Origin of the sequence: Mycobacterium sp., from assembly GCF_035653355.1 — a bacterium.
GTDB lineage: Bacteria > Actinomycetota > Actinomycetes > Mycobacteriales > Mycobacteriaceae > Mycobacterium.
The window spans coordinates 1-14,951 of record NZ_DASRBZ010000181.1; the positions used below are offsets into that span (position 1 = coordinate 1).

General features: G+C 65.7%; 17 protein-coding genes and 1 pseudogene. 6 read left to right on the plus strand and 12 right to left on the minus strand.

Annotation, left to right across the window (positions count from 1 at the left end; translation table 11 throughout):
- Window positions 1-151: 151 nt before the first annotated feature.
- Together VFA16_RS05965 and VFA16_RS05970 are read right to left on the minus strand one after the other, a co-directional pair.
- Window positions 152-776: pseudogene (locus VFA16_RS05965) on the minus strand (PaaI family thioesterase).
- A 41-nt stretch (window positions 777-817) separates the two neighbouring features.
- Window positions 818-1,699, minus strand: a complete 882-nt coding sequence (locus tag VFA16_RS05970; protein ID WP_324966930.1) for an aldo/keto reductase — start codon at window positions 1,697-1,699, stop codon at window positions 818-820.
- Between the two features lie 58 nt (window positions 1,700-1,757).
- Between VFA16_RS05970 and VFA16_RS05975 the strand changes: the two genes are divergently transcribed.
- Window positions 1,758-2,255: a DUF1990 domain-containing protein gene (locus VFA16_RS05975; RefSeq protein ID WP_324966931.1), complete on the plus strand. Its 498-nt coding sequence runs from the start codon at window positions 1,758-1,760 to the stop codon at window positions 2,253-2,255.
- 17 nt (window positions 2,256-2,272) lie between these two features.
- Here the strand turns inward: VFA16_RS05975 and VFA16_RS05980 are convergent, their stop codons facing one another.
- A complete protein-coding gene (locus tag VFA16_RS05980; protein ID WP_324966932.1) occupies window positions 2,273-3,076 on the minus strand; it encodes a helix-turn-helix domain-containing protein in 804 nt (267 codons plus the stop codon).
- 111 nt (window positions 3,077-3,187) lie between these two features.
- Between VFA16_RS05980 and VFA16_RS05985 the strand changes: the two genes are divergently transcribed.
- Genes VFA16_RS05985 through VFA16_RS05995 form a run of 3 tightly spaced genes read left to right on the plus strand, consistent with a single transcriptional unit; the run spans window position 3,188 to window position 8,256 of the window.
- Entirely contained in the window at window positions 3,188-5,044 is a 1,857-nt protein-coding gene (locus VFA16_RS05985) for a hypothetical protein (RefSeq protein WP_414687645.1), read from the plus strand.
- Between the two features lie 56 nt (window positions 5,045-5,100).
- On the plus strand, window positions 5,101-6,741 hold the full coding sequence (locus tag VFA16_RS05990; RefSeq protein ID WP_324966946.1) for an adenylate/guanylate cyclase domain-containing protein: 1,641 nt from the start codon (window positions 5,101-5,103) through the stop codon (window positions 6,739-6,741).
- Between the two features lie 15 nt (window positions 6,742-6,756).
- On the plus strand, window positions 6,757-8,256 hold the full coding sequence (locus VFA16_RS05995; RefSeq protein ID WP_324966934.1) for an NAD(P)/FAD-dependent oxidoreductase: 1,500 nt from the start codon (window positions 6,757-6,759) through the stop codon (window positions 8,254-8,256).
- On the opposite strand, the gene VFA16_RS06000 is transcribed toward VFA16_RS05995, so the two are convergent.
- Window positions 8,253-8,711 carry a hypothetical protein gene (locus tag VFA16_RS06000; RefSeq protein ID WP_324966935.1) on the minus strand — a complete coding sequence of 153 codons (459 nt, stop codon included), beginning with the start codon at window positions 8,709-8,711 and terminating at the stop codon, window positions 8,253-8,255. The genes VFA16_RS05995 and VFA16_RS06000 overlap by 4 nt on opposite strands.
- Before the next feature lie 81 nt (window positions 8,712-8,792).
- On the opposite strand from VFA16_RS06000, the gene VFA16_RS06005 reads away from it, so the two are divergent.
- A complete protein-coding gene (locus VFA16_RS06005) occupies window positions 8,793-9,524 on the plus strand; it encodes a helix-turn-helix transcriptional regulator (protein ID WP_414687646.1) in 732 nt (243 codons plus the stop codon).
- Window positions 9,525-9,528: 4 nt separating this feature from the next.
- Here the strand turns inward: VFA16_RS06005 and VFA16_RS06010 are convergent, their stop codons facing one another.
- From VFA16_RS06010 to fdxA, 5 genes are read right to left on the minus strand one after another with little or no spacing between them, the layout of a single operon-like run.
- On the minus strand, window positions 9,529-10,470 hold the full coding sequence (locus VFA16_RS06010) for a nitronate monooxygenase (protein ID WP_324966937.1): 942 nt from the start codon (window positions 10,468-10,470) through the stop codon (window positions 9,529-9,531).
- A gap of 3 nt (window positions 10,471-10,473) precedes the next feature.
- Entirely contained in the window at window positions 10,474-10,818 is a 345-nt protein-coding gene (locus VFA16_RS06015) for a cupin domain-containing protein (protein WP_324966938.1), read from the minus strand.
- 35 nt (window positions 10,819-10,853) lie between these two features.
- Window positions 10,854-11,279 (minus strand): hypothetical protein, encoded by a 426-nt coding sequence (locus tag VFA16_RS06020; protein WP_324966939.1) that lies wholly within the window; start codon window positions 11,277-11,279, stop codon window positions 10,854-10,856.
- On the minus strand, window positions 11,276-11,947 hold the full coding sequence (locus tag VFA16_RS06025; RefSeq protein ID WP_324966940.1) for a helix-turn-helix transcriptional regulator: 672 nt from the start codon (window positions 11,945-11,947) through the stop codon (window positions 11,276-11,278). The genes VFA16_RS06020 and VFA16_RS06025 overlap by 4 nt, the downstream gene beginning before the upstream one ends.
- Window positions 11,944-12,300, minus strand: coding sequence for a ferredoxin (fdxA, locus tag VFA16_RS06030; RefSeq protein WP_324966941.1), 357 nt, complete (start codon window positions 12,298-12,300; stop codon window positions 11,944-11,946). The genes VFA16_RS06025 and fdxA overlap by 4 nt, the downstream gene beginning before the upstream one ends.
- Window positions 12,301-12,356: 56 nt before the next feature.
- On the opposite strand from fdxA, the gene VFA16_RS06035 reads away from it, so the two are divergent.
- Window positions 12,357-12,953 (plus strand): DUF2249 domain-containing protein, encoded by a 597-nt coding sequence (locus VFA16_RS06035; RefSeq protein WP_324966942.1) that lies wholly within the window; start codon window positions 12,357-12,359, stop codon window positions 12,951-12,953.
- 34 nt (window positions 12,954-12,987) lie between these two features.
- Here the strand turns inward: VFA16_RS06035 and VFA16_RS06040 are convergent, their stop codons facing one another.
- The 3 genes from VFA16_RS06040 to VFA16_RS06050 all read right to left on the minus strand — a co-directional run.
- Window positions 12,988-13,668, minus strand: a complete 681-nt coding sequence (locus VFA16_RS06040; protein ID WP_324966943.1) for a 3-oxoacid CoA-transferase subunit B — start codon at window positions 13,666-13,668, stop codon at window positions 12,988-12,990.
- Window positions 13,665-14,342, minus strand: coding sequence for a 3-oxoacid CoA-transferase subunit A (locus VFA16_RS06045; protein WP_324966944.1), 678 nt, complete (start codon window positions 14,340-14,342; stop codon window positions 13,665-13,667). Before VFA16_RS06045 ends, VFA16_RS06040 begins: the two co-directional genes overlap by 4 nt.
- Window positions 14,339-14,951 (minus strand): alpha/beta fold hydrolase (locus VFA16_RS06050; protein ID WP_324966945.1); only part of this gene is annotated, 613 nt, incomplete at its 5' end. The genes VFA16_RS06045 and VFA16_RS06050, both read right to left, overlap by 4 nt.

Below are 14,951 nucleotides of genomic sequence, written 5' to 3' on the forward strand. Positions count from 1 at the left end.
GCCCAGCGCTGCGCTTCTCACTCTTGTCGGCATCGCTTCTGCGCTGCTGACCGGCCCGAGCGTTAGCCTTCGTCCCGCCTGACTACGAGGCCACTGTGGTTATCCGCCGCGCCGCGATCACGCCGACGCAGCTCCTGACACCCGAATCTGCTTACGGCTGGCCGGGTTTGAGGAGCACGAACAGCGCCTCGGCGTCGGTCAACACCGTGTCGCCGTTCGCAGAGCCGACCCTCGACGAAGATCTTGCGGCCGTCGACGCGGCTCACCCCTGCGTCGACCTGCAGCTCCTTCTCGATCGGCACGATGTGGCGATAGTTCAAGTGCAGGTACGCGGTGCGCTGGTAGGGCCCGCCAGTGAGCACCGCCGACGTCATCCCCAGCACAGAATCAAACAGGTGCGCGATCTCGCCACCATGCACAGCGCCGTTGCGTCCCAGATGAAACCGCCGGAATCGGGCCCAGCCACGGATCCGGCCGTCCGGCGTCTTGGACACCTTCATCGGCACGGCCAAGATGTTGCCGCGGTTCGGAAGATCCATCCGGCGGCCGGACGGCGACCGCCATTCGTCGGTGTCGAACGGGGTCAGCAGCTCGGACACCTTCTCGATCAGATCCGCGGCCTCGCTGATCACCTCGTCGGGCGCGTCGACGGCGCGGGCGTGATCTTGCAGCGCGCGCACGGCGTCGATGAACCGCCCGTAGTCGGGTCCGCCCTTGGTCGTCGGCTCAGGCGGGTTGAATCCGCCGCCGGGATGCCGGGCGTGCTCGGGGGTCACCAGGACACCGTATTTCCTTGCCCGGCGCCCGTCGTCAGGCGTTAGGCGTTCTGCTCGCCGATCGCACCCAAAAACTCGACTTCGTCTTCGCTCAGCGTGATCTCGGCGGCGCGGACGTTCTCCTCCAGGTGCGCCACACTCGACGTCCCCGGAATCGGCAGCATCACCGGTGAGCGGTTCAGCAGCCACGCCAAGGCCATCTGCGCCGGCGTCGCATCATGCTCGGCCGCCATCCGCGCCAGCGGGCCGTCGGGTGCGGCCAGCGGCCCGGCGGCCAGCGGGAACCACGGGATGAACGCGATTCCCTGGTTGGTCGCCTCCTCCAGGACCGGTTCGGCGGCACGGGCGGTGAGGTTGTACATGTTCTGCACCGACACGATCGGCATGACCTGCTGGGCCGCGGCCAGTTGGTCCACGGTCACCTCCGACAGGCCGACATGGCGGATCTTGCCTTCGGTCTGCAGCTTGTTCAGCTCCACGACCTGGTCTTCGAGCGGAAACTTGTCGTCGATGCGGTGCAGCTGGAACAGGTCGATGGTCTCCACGCCGAGCCGTCGCAAGCTCATCTCGCATTCCTGGCGCAGGTAAGCAGGAAAGCCCATCGGGACCCACTCGTCCGGGCCGGTGCGCAGCAGGCCGGCCTTCGTGGCGATGACCAGACCGTCATAGGGATGCAGCGCCTCGCGGATGATTTCCTCGGAGTAGTACGGGCCATACGAGTCGGCGGTGTCGATGAAGTTGACGCCGAGCTCCACGGCACGACGCAAGACGCGGATACATTCATCGCGGTCGGCGGGCGGACCCCAGACGCCAGGACCAGTGAGGCGCATCGCGCCGAAACCGAGGCGGTTGACGGTTAGCTCATCGCCCAAACTGAGCGTGCCGGATGCTGCAGCAGGGGTTTTCGAGGTTTCTGTACTCACCTGGCCGACCGTACGCCTCCGCCGTTTGGCCGCCAGCGCGGCATGGCAAGCTGGCGACGTGGACTTGCATGAGCTGGCCACCCTGCCGTTCACCTACCCCGAAGTGGGCGCGACGGCGGGCCCCATGCCCCCGGGATACGACCACCTCGGTTTCGTCAGCCACATCGGCGCCGGTCAACAGCGTTTCGAGCAGGCCGCCGACGCGGTCATGCACTGGGGGATGCAGCGCGGCGCCGGATTGCGCGTACAAGCCAGCAGCGACGTCGTCACCGTTGGCACCGTTGTGGTCGTCAAGCTCGGCTTCCTGCCCGCGCCGTGCCGGGTCGTGTACGTGCTCGACGAACCGAACCTGCGCGGGTTCGCGTACGGCACGCTGCCGGGGCATCCTGAGTCGGGCGAGGAGCGGTTCGCCGTGCGCTACGACCCGGTCACCGCCGCGGTGTTCGCCGAAGTGCAGTCGTTCTCTCGGCCGGCGACGCAGTGGAGCAAAGCCGCCAAGCCGCTGCTGGCCGTGGGTCAGCGCGTGATCGCCAAACGCTACCTGCGCGCGGTGTGACGAGCGGTCGACCCCGCTCACGGCGCGACGGCGCGAACGAAAGCTTCGGCGAAAATGTCGCAGCATTCCTCGATTTCGGGCAACGCAACCTGTGGGACGTTGGTCAGCCCGGGGCGCATCATGCAATGCACCGAGATGGGGCTGATCAGCTGCTGGACCAGCAACGTGCGGGGAAGGTCGCGGATGCGACCGGCGGCGACCTCGTCGTCCAGCCACCGGCTCAGATCGGCGAGCCTGCGCAGCGCACCGTGTTCGACCAGAACCTGTCCCGCCGATCCTGCCGGGCGGGCCAGTGCTTCGGCGAGCACGGCCGAGAGCACCCGCGGTTCGCGGAGGTAGACCACTGCGAGCGAGCGGTAGACCCGGCGCACCCTGTCGTCCAGATCGGACGAGTCGCCGGAGATGGCGTCTTCGAGATCGAGATTCGGGATGTAGCGCTCGTAGACAGCGTCTAGTAACGCGTCACGTCCACCGAATACAGCGTAGAGACTGTGCACCGAGCAGTCGGCCTGTGCGGCGACCGCCTCGAACGTTGCCGCAGTCACGCCCCGGGCGCTGATCAGCGCGGCCGCGGCCTCGACTGCGCGCTGGCGCACCGGAGGCCGCCCGCCGGGATCCACACCGAAATCACGCACCGCGTTGTCCAATGCTCGGCGGGAACCGCCGAGCTGGCGCAGCAGCGTGCTTCGGGACACCCCGAGGGCATGCGCGATCACGGCGATCGGCACGTCAGCGACGTCCCTACCGAGACGCTCAGCCGACGCCAGGGTGGCATGGATGACGTCCGCCGGAACGGGCTGGCGATGCCTTCTTCGTGACACAGATATAGACCTACTTTGCAAACACGTTTCAAAATCCACTGGACCGGTGACTCATCGCTACGTAAGGTTACCGCTGCGACCACATTCAGGGGCTCGCCACACGGGGAGGAAATGATGGCTTTGTCGACCGCCGCCGAAGCGCCCGCGCGCGGCGCCGGACTTGGTCAGGTCGTCGGTCTGTCGATCGCCGCGATCGTGGTGGCCGCGGCGATGTTGTGGATCGGGTACGCGCACCGCACTCATCGGATCGAGTGGTTGACCCGCATCAGCGACGCTTTCAGCCGCTGGTTCAAACGACCGTCGTGGGCCGCCGTGCAGATTCTGGTGTTCGTCAGCTCCATCATCTGTGCGCTGTTCGGTTTCATATGGGACGTCAGCTGGCACATCGGCAATGGTCGCGATCCCGGCCCGTTGGCCAATCCGGCGCACTACTTCATCGTGATCGGGCTGTTCGGGATTTTCCTGGCGGGCATGTTGGCGATCGTCGTGCCGTTCGAAAAGCCCGGCTCGGCCGCAGTGCGGATCACCCAGACCTGGTACGCGCCCGTCGGCGGACTGCTCGTCGCCGGCTGCGGGCTCTACGCGCTGAGCGGTTTCCCGCTCGACGACATCTGGCACCGCATCTTCGGCCAAGACGTGACCCTTTGGGGCCCAACGCATTTGATGATGATCGGCGGCGCCTGCTTTTCCCTCTTCGCGCTGATCATGCTCGAGTACGAGGCCCGACGGACCAAACCCGACGATGCGCCAGCCGACGGAAAAGCGATCAAGTTCTGGCGCTACATGTCCTTCGCCGGATTGCTGATCGGGTTGTCGGTCTATCAGATCGAATACGACTTCGGTGTCGAGCAGTTCCGGCTGGTGCTGCAGCCGATGATGATCGCCGGGGCGGCAGCGCTGGCGCTGGTGGCCGCCCGCATCACGATGGGCCGCGGCGCGGCCATCGCAGCGGCCCTGTTGGCGGCCGCATTGCGGGGCGCTGTCGCCTTGCTTGTCGGTCCGATCTTCGGATTGGTGGCGCCCAAATTTGGCGCACCCACCAGCTGGTTCGCGCTGTATCTGGGCCCGGCAGTGGTGGTCGAGTTGCTGGCCTTCACACCGCTGCTCCGGCGCCCGATCGTGTTCGGCGCGATCGCCGGTCTTGGGGTGGGCACCGCGGGGCTGTGGCTGGAGTCGCTGTGGATCACCGCGGTGTACCACTATCCGTGGCCGGTGACCATGTGGGGCGAAGCCCTGGCGATGGCGGTGCCGGTGGCGGTGTTGACGGGCGTGTGCGGGGCGCTGTTCGCGATGGTGCTCACCGGTCAGCGCCTGCCCGGCCGGGCGATCGGCGTTGGCATCGTCGCGGCCACTGTGCTGGTGATCGGCGTTAGCGTTGCCAACGGACTGCATATCCGGGTGCCGAGTCAGGACACCGCCACGATTAACCTGACCGACTTGCCGAGCCCGCCTGGGCAGCGGCTGGTGTCGGCCGACGTGCAGCTGAATCCGCCCAACATGGTGAGCAGCGATCCGGAATGGGTGTCGATCTTGTCCTGGCAGGGCCGGATGGAGCATCACCGCGGCCTGGTCATTGACCTGCTCAAGCGGGTCGGGCCCGGGCACTATGTGTCTACGCAACCGGTTCCGGTGTGGGGTTCGTGGAAAACCGTGCTGCGCCTCCAGGACGGCAGGACCATGACGGGAGTGCCGATCTGGGCGCCCGCCGACGACGCGATTCCCGCCCCCGAGATTCCCGCACAAGCGTCCAGCACCCGCCCGTTCGTGCTCGAGGTCAGCATCCTGCAACGCGAACGCGACCCCAACGTGCCCGCCTGGTTGTTCACCGCAGGCGGCGTCGTGGTGCTTGCCTTTACCCTGATCGTCGTCTGCGCACTGACCTGGGGCGCCGGCCGGATCAACGCCACCGAGAGCCCGCCGACGCAGCCCGAGCAGGTGCAGCGACCATCGCATCGACAAGCGGCTTAAGGACGACCAGGCCGATGTACTGTCGAACTGACAGCTAATTCTCATGAGATGTGGTTTTGGTGACCCGTAAGACGCTCGCTCAGCGGTTAGGCCGCGTGCTGGAGATTATCACCCGCCAAAGCGGCCACCTTTCCGAAAGACCTTATGGCTCATGGATTTTGGGTAGTCCGTCGGAGAGCCCACAACGCCGGCGGGTGCGCCTTCAAGTGCTGCTGACGGTATTTGTGGTGTGCGCGAACCTGATTGGGATCGGCGTTGTGCTGCTGCTGGTCACCGTGGCCATCCCGGAGCCGGACGTGTTTGCGGCTCCGGTGCGCTGGATTTCGCTCGGGATCGCGCCCGGCTATATCGCCGCAGCAATCGTGGTCGGCTGGGTTTGGGCCACTAGGCGCATCATCCGCGATCTGCGCTGGGCAATCGAGGACAAGCCTCCGACAACTGACGATCAGCGCAACACCTTCCTGGCGCCGTGGCGGCTGACCGTCATTCCCGTTGTGCTGTGGACGGTCGGCACCATCCTGTTTTCGACGCTGTACGGGCGGGTGAACACCGATTACATTCCGAAGTACCTCTTCGGCACCAGCTTCAGCGGCATCGTCGTGTCGGCGAGCTGTTATTTCGGCGCTGAATTTGCGTTGCGCCCGGTGGCCGCTCAAGCCCTGGAAGCCGGACGGCCACCACGACGGCTGGCCCCGGGTGTCATGGGCCGCACCGTGGCGTCGTGGCTGTTGGGATCCGGCGTGCCGGTCATCGGTATCGCTCTGGCCGCGGTGGTCACGCTGTCTATGCGCAACATGACGCTCGCCCAATTCGGCTTCGCAGTCTTGCTTTTGGCGATAGCGGCGTTCGTGTTCGGGTTCTTCTTGATACTGGTCGCCGCATGGCTGACGGCCACTGCGGTGCGGGTCGTGCGTGCAGCGTTAGAGCGCGTAGAGGCCGGTGACTTGGACTGCAAGTTGCAGGTGTTCGACGGCACAGAACTGGGCGAACTGCAGCGGGGCTTCAACGCCATGGTCCAGGGATTGCGCCAGCGTGAACGCATCCGCGACCTGTTCGGCCGCCATGTGGGACGGGAAGTCGCCGCTGCTGCCGAAGATCAGCAGATCGAGTTGGGCGGCGAAGAACGCCATGTCGCAGTCCTTTTCGTCGACATCATGGGGTCCACCGAACTCGTGTCGGACCGGCCTCCGGCCGAAGTGGTGGAGCTACTCAACCGGTTCTTCACGGTCATCGTCGATGAGGTCAACGCCCGCCGGGGACTGGTGAACAAGTTCGAGGGCGACGCGCTCCTGGCGATTTTCGGCGCCCCCGTGCGGGCTCGTTCCCCGGAGACCGATGCTCTCGGCGCCGCACGTGCGATCGCGCAGCGGCTGCACGAAGAGGTGCCGGAATGCCCGGCCGGCATCGGCGTGGCCGCAGGAACCGTGGTGGCCGGCAACGTCGGTGCTTACGAGCGGTTCGAATACACCGTCATCGGCGATCCGGTCAACGAAGCTGCCCGGCTGTGTGAGTTGGCCAAGTCGACCCCGCAGCGCGTGTTGGCTTCGGCGTCGACGGTGGAAGCCAGCGATCCGAGCGAACAGCGGTGCTGGGAGCTTGGTGAGGACACGGTGTTGCGCGGACGCAAAGAGCCGACGCGACTGGCTAATCCCAAGGAGCCGGCGGCGTCACGGCAGCGATTGCGCGAATCCGGCTGAGGAAACGGAGATCCCATGTCCGACAAGCTGACCCGACCAAACGGGACGACGTCCGCCGGCCGCCACGTCAATGTCGCCATCGTTGGAAGCGGTTTCTCAGGCCTGGGCGCGGCCATCCGGTTGGATCAGGCCGGTCACGATGATTTCTTGGTGTTCGAGCGGGGCAATGACGTCGGCGGCACTTGGCGTGACAACACCTATCCCGGCGCGGCATGCGACGTGCCATCGCACTTGTATTCGTATTCGTTTGCGCTGAACCCGGATTGGAGTCGATCGTTTTCCACCCAAGCCGAAATTCAGGACTACCTTCGGCGGGTTGCGCGCGACGCGAAGGTCCTCGACCGCCACCTGTTCGGCTGTGTAGTGACCAAGGCACGCTGGCAGCCCGACCACTCCCGCTGGGAGCTGTTGACCAGTCATGGCGCTTTCACCGCCGATGTGTTGATTGCTGCATTCGGCGCACTGGCCGAGCCGAAACTACCGCCCATCCCGGGCATCGACACTTTCGCCGGCGAGCTGTTCCACTCCGCGCAGTGGGATCATTACGCCGACCTATCCGGCAAGCGCGTCGCGGTGATCGGCACCGGCGCCTCCGGAATCCAGATCGTTCCCGCCATCGCTGACCAAGTCAGCCACATGGACGTCTACCAGCGGACAGCCCCGTGGCTGCTGCCGCGCCTTGATCGTCCATTCACGCCAGTCGAGCGGTGGCTGTTTCGACGGGTGCCGGTGGTGATGCGCGTGGCGCGTGCGGGGATTTATCTCGCACGTGAGACTCAAGTCGTCGGGCTGGCCAAAGCACCGAAGTTCATGAAGCCCTTCGAGTTGATCGGCCGAGCGAAGATCCGGTTCGAGATCACCGACCCCGCACTGCGCGAGAAGGTGACCCCGAACTTCCGCATCGGATGCAAGCGCATGCTGATCGCCAACGACTGGTACCCCACGCTCGACCGCGAGCATGTCGAGCTGATCACCGACGGCATCGCCGAAATACGCGAGAACGCAATCATCGCCGAAGACGGCACTTCCCGCGAGGTGGACGCCATCGTTGTTGCGACCGGATTCCATGTCACCGATTCGCCTATGTTCGACGTTGTTTGCGGCGCTGACGGACGAAGCCTCACAAAAACATTCGCGGACCAGGGAATGCGCGCCTACAAGGGCACCACCATGTCCAACTTTCCGAATATGTTTGTGCTAGTAGGCCCGAACACTGGCCTGGGCCACAACTCGATGGTGTACATGATCGAGTCCCAGCTCAATTACGTCGTCGACGCGCTTACGGTGATGAAAACTCGCGGGCTGCGCACGGTGGAAGTCAAAGGAGAAGCCCAAGACGCCTACCACGAGGAGCTGCAGCGAAAACTCGCCCGCTCAGTGTGGATGACCGGCGGCTGTGCCAGCTGGTACCTCGACGCCCACGGCAACAACACCACGCTGTGGCCCGATTTCACCTTCCGGTTTCGCCGGCAGACTAAACGCTTCGACGTCGACGCCTACACCGCGTGCCCTTAAGCGCTTGCCGCCGTCCGCCCAGTGCGGGCAAGATGCACACCTTCAGCCAGCCGCGCGAGTGCGACGGCCGAGACCAGCAGACCGAAGTCACGCAGCGCGATGTCGTAGTAGCCGGACAGGGTGAGCAGGTTGATGATGATGCCCGCAAGCCACGCCGCCACCACCCAAGCGCCGATGCGCGGAGCGATTGCGACGAGAACACCGGCGGCGATTTCGATGACACCGACGACATACATGCACTGGTCGGCGTTGCCCGGGACGATGCCGTCGATCCAGCCGGCCAGGTACTTGCTCCAGTGATCCGGGTGGGTCAGCAGGTTGAAGAACTTGTCCAGCCCGAACAGGATTGGCGCGACCGTGAACAGCGTGCGCAGCAGGGCGTACGCCTGGAACGACGGGTCCGTCAACGGACCGGCAGCAACGGGCCGCGGGGAAGTGGCGTGGTCGGTGCTCATGGTGGCTCCTTCTAAGAGATCGTAAATCGAACGTTAGAGCTCGGCGAATGTAGCGTCAAGGCTTTTATCTGTTAGAAATGGATGGTGATGGGTTCTCCGCGGGACTCCTTGCAGCGTGATGCCGCCGGAATCGGCGCGCTCGCCGATCCGGTGCGCCACCAGCTGTACCGATTCGTCTGTTCGCAAGCGGAACCGGTGAGCCGTGATCAGGCGGCCGACGCGGTGGGCGTCGCACGTCACCAGGCGAAGTTCCACCTCGACCGGCTCCAGGCCGAGGGGCTGCTGGAATGCGACTATGCGCGGCTGACGGGCCGATCCGGGCCCGGTGCGGGGCGCCCGTCGAAGCTGTATCGGCGAGCTGACCGCGATATCGCGGTCAGCCTGCCTCCCCGCGACTACGAGCTGGCCGGCCGCCTGATGGCCAAGGCCATCGCGCAATCGGCTGCCAGCGGCGCGCCCGTCGTGGATGTGCTCAACCAGGTTGCCCGCGACTACGGCCGCGGCATCGGCAGGTCCGCAGTCACCGCCAGCCGGCGAGCACCCACCGACGCAAAGTCAGCACTCGAGTTGGCCGTCGCGGTGCTCAACGAACACGGCTACGAGCCCCGGTCCACCGCCGACGAGGTGTATCTGGCGAACTGCCCGTTTCACGCACTCGCCGAGGAGCAGCGCGAGCTTGCCTGCACGATGAACCAGGCGTTGATCAGCGGTGTCGCCGATGCGCTGCGGCCGCATCGCCCGCACGCGCGGCTGGACCCGCGACCTCCGGGCTGTTGTGTGGTGCTCACGGCCGGCCGCAGATCGTCGAAGTGATCGTCTACCACTGCGCCAGCAGGCGTTCCGCGCCGGCGCACAGCCGCTCGATGACAGCGCCCGCCGGTTCCACCGACGTGACCATCGCGACGCCCTGACCGGCGTCGACCGGAGCGATACGGGTGTCGTCGGCCGCGGTGGCGGCAGCCAGCTCTGCGCGCGCGTCGGGATCGGCGGCCAGCTCATCCTCACGGCCTGCCCACCGGGCAACGAAGTCGTTGGCCAGTACGCGCGACGGAAATCGCTCCGGCCAGGGCAGTCCGCGGCCCACATCGAAGACCCGGGTGGTCGTGGTGTCGGTCTCGCACGCCGCGATGAGGGCCTTGCGGACGCCGTCGGTGGACAGCGCCTCCGAACAGGCCGTCAGGCAGGTTCCCAACCACGCACCGCTGGCACCGGCGGCCAGCACGGCGGCAAGGCTTCGCCCCGACGCAATGCCACCGGCCGCCAGCACCGGCACCGAGACGACGTTTAAGACGGCGTCGAGCAGCGGCAGCGTTGCCAGCTTCGCCTCTCCGTGGCCGCCGCCTTCTGCTCCGCGCGCCACCAGCACATCGACACCGGCTTCCTGTGCCCGGACAGCGCCCCGGCTGTCGTATACCTGTGTGGCAGTTGCGATTCCAGCGTCATGCGCGCGCTCAACCCACGACCATTCGTCGGTGAAGCTCACCGACAGCAGCGCCGGCCGAGCAGCAAGCGCAGCGTCCAGCAGCCCGGGTTCTTCGCGAGTCACCCAGTGCACCAAACCAATTCCGAACGTCCCGCGCACGTGCCGCAACTCGGCTTGCAGCGACGTCGTCGACCCGGTACTGCCCATGCCGACCATGCCCAGGCCGCCGGCCGCGGTGACGGCTGCGGCGAGCCGGCCACCGGCCGCCCCGCCCATCGGCGCATTGATGATTGGTACCCGCAGGCCGAACTCGCGCGACCAAGGTGTCGATAGCACCCGCTACGTCGCGGAGGACAGGCTCTTGAAGACGGTCAGCATGATCACCGAGTCCTCAACGGCCTGCAGGGAATGCCGCTGCGGCGGGATCACGACGTAGTCGCCGGCCTTGCCGTCCCACGAGTCGTCGCCGGCGGTTAGGTGCACATGGCCCTGCAGCACCTGCAGCGATGCCTGGCCGGGGCTGTCGTGCTCGCCCAGCTCACGTCCGGCCAGCAACGCCATCACGGTCTGCCGCAGTTCATGGGTGTGCCCGCCGTGAAGGGTATGGGCGGCTCGCCCGCTTTTGGTCTCGCGTGCCTCGGCCAGCTTTTCGGCGGCGAGGTCGGTCAGCGAAATGGTCTCCATGATGTCCTTCGGTCGAGGGGTCGGTGATCTGGGCTTCAGCTGGATAGTAGAAGACTGCCCGCCGTCACCAATGCGATCACCTTGACCACCTCCAGACCGACATAGGCGTAATGACCGCGAGACCGGGGTGCGTCGAGGCCGGCCAGCACCTTGTCCGACCGCCGGTTCAGGAAGGGCCGCACCGCGGCCAGTTGCGCGACCAGCGTCGCCCACGCGACCACGAACGCCACGACCACCCCGAGCGGTGGCCGGCTCACGACGGCCAGGGCCAGTGTGACGATCGCGAAAACCACCTCGACGGCGTTGAGGGCCCGGAAGACCAGTCGGCCGATGCCAAGCCCGATCTGGGTCGTCACGTTGGGCGCGCGGAATTTCAGCGGTGCTTCCAGAAATGAAATGGCCAGCACCATGCCGAGCCACACATAGGTGACGGCCACCGCGATCGCCGGCCCGGCGCTCACTTGGCCGCCCCTTGCGGGCTCAGGTGGGCCACACACAGGTCGGGTTCGACGAAGGCGTCCAGGCGGTCGACGGTGACCGGCGCATCCACGGTTTCCATCGCTCCTTGCATGATTCCAAGGTGTATCGGGCAGACCACGCTGCGTCGCGTTTCGGCCAGCTCGAGAAACGGGCAGTGCCGTAGGCCGATCTGGTATTCACCGTCGGAGCGGCGCTGCTCCGGCGCGAAGCCGAGGTCATCGAGCAGGCCGACCAGGTGGTCGATCGCTATCTGTGTCCCGGCCCTGCCGGTAACGGCTTTCGACTCCAGCCGCTGCCCCCACGCCCGACCAGCTGCCAGCGCCTTGGCGCTGGCATCGCGCTCGTCGTCGCCAAACCCCAGGGTGAGGATTTCGGCCAGCAGCTCATAGCGGCGTTCGCCGCCGCGATCCATCTGCCGGATGGCCCGGAACATCAGCGGCGGCCGCCCCGGCCGTCGGCGGTCTGGTGCGACGCGTTCGACTCGGCCGTCACGGACCAGGCCATCGAGATGAAAGCGGACCGTGTTGGGGTGCACCTCGAGGTGCTCGGCGATCGCGACGATGCTCATCGGAGCTTTCGCCGCCTTCAGCACCTGCAGCACGGCGCGACGCCGATCGGCGGCTTCCGCGGCTGGGCCTGCGATGCTCACTTCCCTTCGGATTCTTCTGCTTTGGGCAGGCTAGCCACCAGAGGCGTGTCGATGCCGAGTGGGCCTACCTTGGCGGCTCCGCCGGGTGAGCCGAGCGGCTGGTCGCGGCCGGGCAGGGCTTCGGTGAAGAACGCCGCGTTGTCGGCAAGATAGGGCTGCAGTTCCTCAGGAAGGTCGTCCTCGTAGTAGATCGCCTCGACCGGGCAGACGGGTTCGCAGGCTCCGCAGTCCACGCATTCGTCGGGATGGATGTACAGCGCCCGCCCGCCTTCGTAGATGCAGTCGACTGGGCACTCGTCCACGCAGGAGCGGTCCATCACATCGACACACGGTTTCCCGATCACGTAAGTCATGCGCTAGAGTTTACACAAGATAGTTTGTAAAAACTAGGGCAAGGTATGCAAACTCCATGGCTGACAACGAACTTGACGTCCGGCAGCTGCGCAAGCCAGACAAGCACCCAACGATTTTTGCCACCTACGCCGAGCTGGCCGTCGGCGAGTCGTTCGTCCTGGTCAACAACCACGATCCCAAGCATCTGCGCCAAGAGTTCGAGGCCGACCACGCAGGTAGCTACGGCTGGGAGTACCTCGAAAAGGGCCCAGCGGTCTGGCGTATCCGGATCACCAAGCTCGCCACTACCCCGCTGCCCCGGGTGCTGGCGAACACGGCAGAACTCGCCGCCGAACCCAACCACACTGGAGCAGTGTGGAAACTGGAAGTCGGCGAGCGCGACCTGGACTCGAATGTCATCGCGCTGGCGCCCAACGGCGGGATCGACGCGCACGCCGGAGCCGACGTCGACGTCCTGATCCACGTGGTGGCCGGCAGCGGACGCCTCACCACCGAGCGGGGCGAGATCGAGCTGGTCCCGGGCGTGCTGCTGTGGTTGCCGAAGCGTTCGGGACGGCAGTTCAGCGCCGGCCCGGATGGGTTGCACTATCTGACCGTGCACAAGAAGCGGGAGATCCTCCCGCTGACACCCAGTGTGCGGCAGGCAGTTTGACCGCCGTTGCGATCGCCGCGCGCAAATCCAACGGCTAACCCCATTCCGGCGCAGCACTATTCAGTTGTCTAAGCAGATCCGCGACGCAGATGCCGAAGGTCTCGCGCACGGTGGGGCCCGTCTCTGAGTCGAAGTCGAAGGCAGCGAAGTCGGTGTAAAGCCGACTCACACAGCGCACCCCGGTCAGCGGATAGCTGCATTCCGGGACCAGCTTGGCGGCGCCGTCTTTCCCGAACAGCGACATCATGACGAACACCGTTTTCGCACCGATCGCGAGGTCCATCGCACCGCCGACCGCCGGAATGTCCTCCGGGCCTCCGGTGCTCCAATTGGCGAGGTCGCCACGATAGGACACCTGAAAGGCGCCCATCACAGCAACGTCGAGGTGCCCACCGCGCATCATTGCGAACGAGTCGGCGTGATGAAAATATGCGGCACCGGGCAATTCCGTGACCGGAACCTTCCCGGCATTGATCAAGTCCGGATCGATCTCGTCGCCGTAAGCCTGCGGCCCCATGCCCAGCATCCCGTTCTCGGTGTGCAACAGGATCCCCGCATCCGGCGCCAGATAGTCGGCCACTTTGGTGGGCAGGCCGATGCCGAGGTTCACCACCGACCCGACCGGGATATCACCCGCCACCGTTGCGGCCAGCTCGTCGCGACTGAGCGGACCGCGGTCGAGATGCTCGACAGCGTGCCGGGAAGAAACCGTCATGCCGCTGCTCCTGCCCGACGGCGAAAGACGCGGTCGACGTAAATGCTTGGCGTCACCACGTTTTCGGGATCAATCATGCCGGTGTCAACGACGTCGGCGACCTCAGCGATGGTGGTAGTGGCCGCTGTGGCCATGACCGGGCCGAAATTACGGGCGGTCTTCCGGTAGACCAGGTTTCCAAGTCTGTCGGCGCGGTGCGCGCCGATCAGCGCGTAGTCGCCATGGATCGGGTACTCCAGCACGTAGTCCCGGCCGTCGATCGTGCGGGTTTCCTTGCCCTCGGCCAGCGGCGTGCCGACGCCGGTTGGACAGAAGAATGCGCCGATACCCGCACCGGCTGCGCGCAGCCGCTCAGCAAGATTGCCTTGAGGAACCAGCTCAAATTCAATGCGCCCACTGCGGTACAGCCGGTCGAACACCCACGAATCACGCTGTCGCGGAAACGAACACATGATCTTGCGAATGCGTCCAGCGGCCAGCAGCGCAGCCAGCCCTGAGTCACCATTGCCGGCGTTGTTGCTCACCACGGTCAAATCGGTTGCGCCCTGCTGGATCAACGCGTCGATCAGTGTTGCGGGCATGCCGGCCATGCCGAAGCCGCCGACCAGAATGGTGGAGCCGTCTTCGATACCGCCGACGGCGGCTGCGGCTGAGTTGGTGATGACAACGGTCATGTTCTCCGCTTCCCCAGCTTCACCAACACATCGGCGATTCGGCCGGGTTGCTCGGCGGGCACCAGGTGAGCGGCGTTGGCCACTTCGACGAATCGGCCCCGCGCGACCTTGGTGGCGATGAAGCGCACCGAATCGGGTGGCGTCGCGATGTCGTTGGCACCAGCTACCGCGACGACCGGCGTATCGATTTCAGCGAGGCGGTTGCGGGCGTCGAATGCGGCGAGCGCCTCACAGGTATGGGCATAGCCGTCGTCGTCGACCTGCCGCAACGTCTCCAGCAGCGCCCGCGCCGACGCGGGATCTCGCTCGAAAAACCCTGGGGCAAACCACCGCCGCACCGATGATGCGACGACCTCACCGGTGCCGGCCGACCGCACCACCTGTGCTCGGCTTTTCCAATCGTCGGGATCGCCGATTTGTGCTGCGGTGCAGATCAGCGCGGCGGCAAGGACACGTTCACGATGTCCGAGCAATAGCTGCAGCCCGACCGCACCGGCGACCGAGACGCCCGCATAGATGAATCGGCGTGTGCCGATCGTGTGATCCACGAACTTGATGACGCCCGTGGCCAGCTCGTCGATGGTGAAGGCGCCGTGCGGCGGTGGGCTG

Excerpts from the sequence above, each read along its gene's own strand:
- VFA16_RS06045 (WP_324966944.1), bottom strand. The coding sequence starts at position 14,342 with ATGACCGTTGTCATCACCAACTCAGCCGCAGCCGCCGTCGGCGGTATC.
- VFA16_RS06035 (WP_324966942.1), top strand. The coding sequence starts at position 12,357 with ATGGCTGACAACGAACTTGACGTCCGGCAGCTGCGCAAGCCAGACAAG.
- fdxA (WP_324966941.1), bottom strand. The coding sequence starts at position 12,300 with ATGACTTACGTGATCGGGAAACCGTGTGTCGATGTGATGGACCGCTCC.
- VFA16_RS05985 (WP_414687645.1), top strand. The coding sequence starts at position 3,188 with ATGATGGCTTTGTCGACCGCCGCCGAAGCGCCCGCGCGCGGCGCCGGA.
- VFA16_RS06000 (WP_324966935.1), bottom strand. The coding sequence starts at position 8,711 with ATGAGCACCGACCACGCCACTTCCCCGCGGCCCGTTGCTGCCGGTCCG.
- VFA16_RS06015 (WP_324966938.1), bottom strand. The coding sequence starts at position 10,818 with ATGGAGACCATTTCGCTGACCGACCTCGCCGCCGAAAAGCTGGCCGAG.
- VFA16_RS05995 (WP_324966934.1), top strand. The coding sequence starts at position 6,757 with ATGTCCGACAAGCTGACCCGACCAAACGGGACGACGTCCGCCGGCCGC.
- VFA16_RS06005 (WP_414687646.1), top strand. The coding sequence starts at position 8,793 with ATGGTGATGGGTTCTCCGCGGGACTCCTTGCAGCGTGATGCCGCCGGA.
- VFA16_RS06040 (WP_324966943.1), bottom strand. The coding sequence starts at position 13,668 with ATGACGGTTTCTTCCCGGCACGCTGTCGAGCATCTCGACCGCGGTCCG.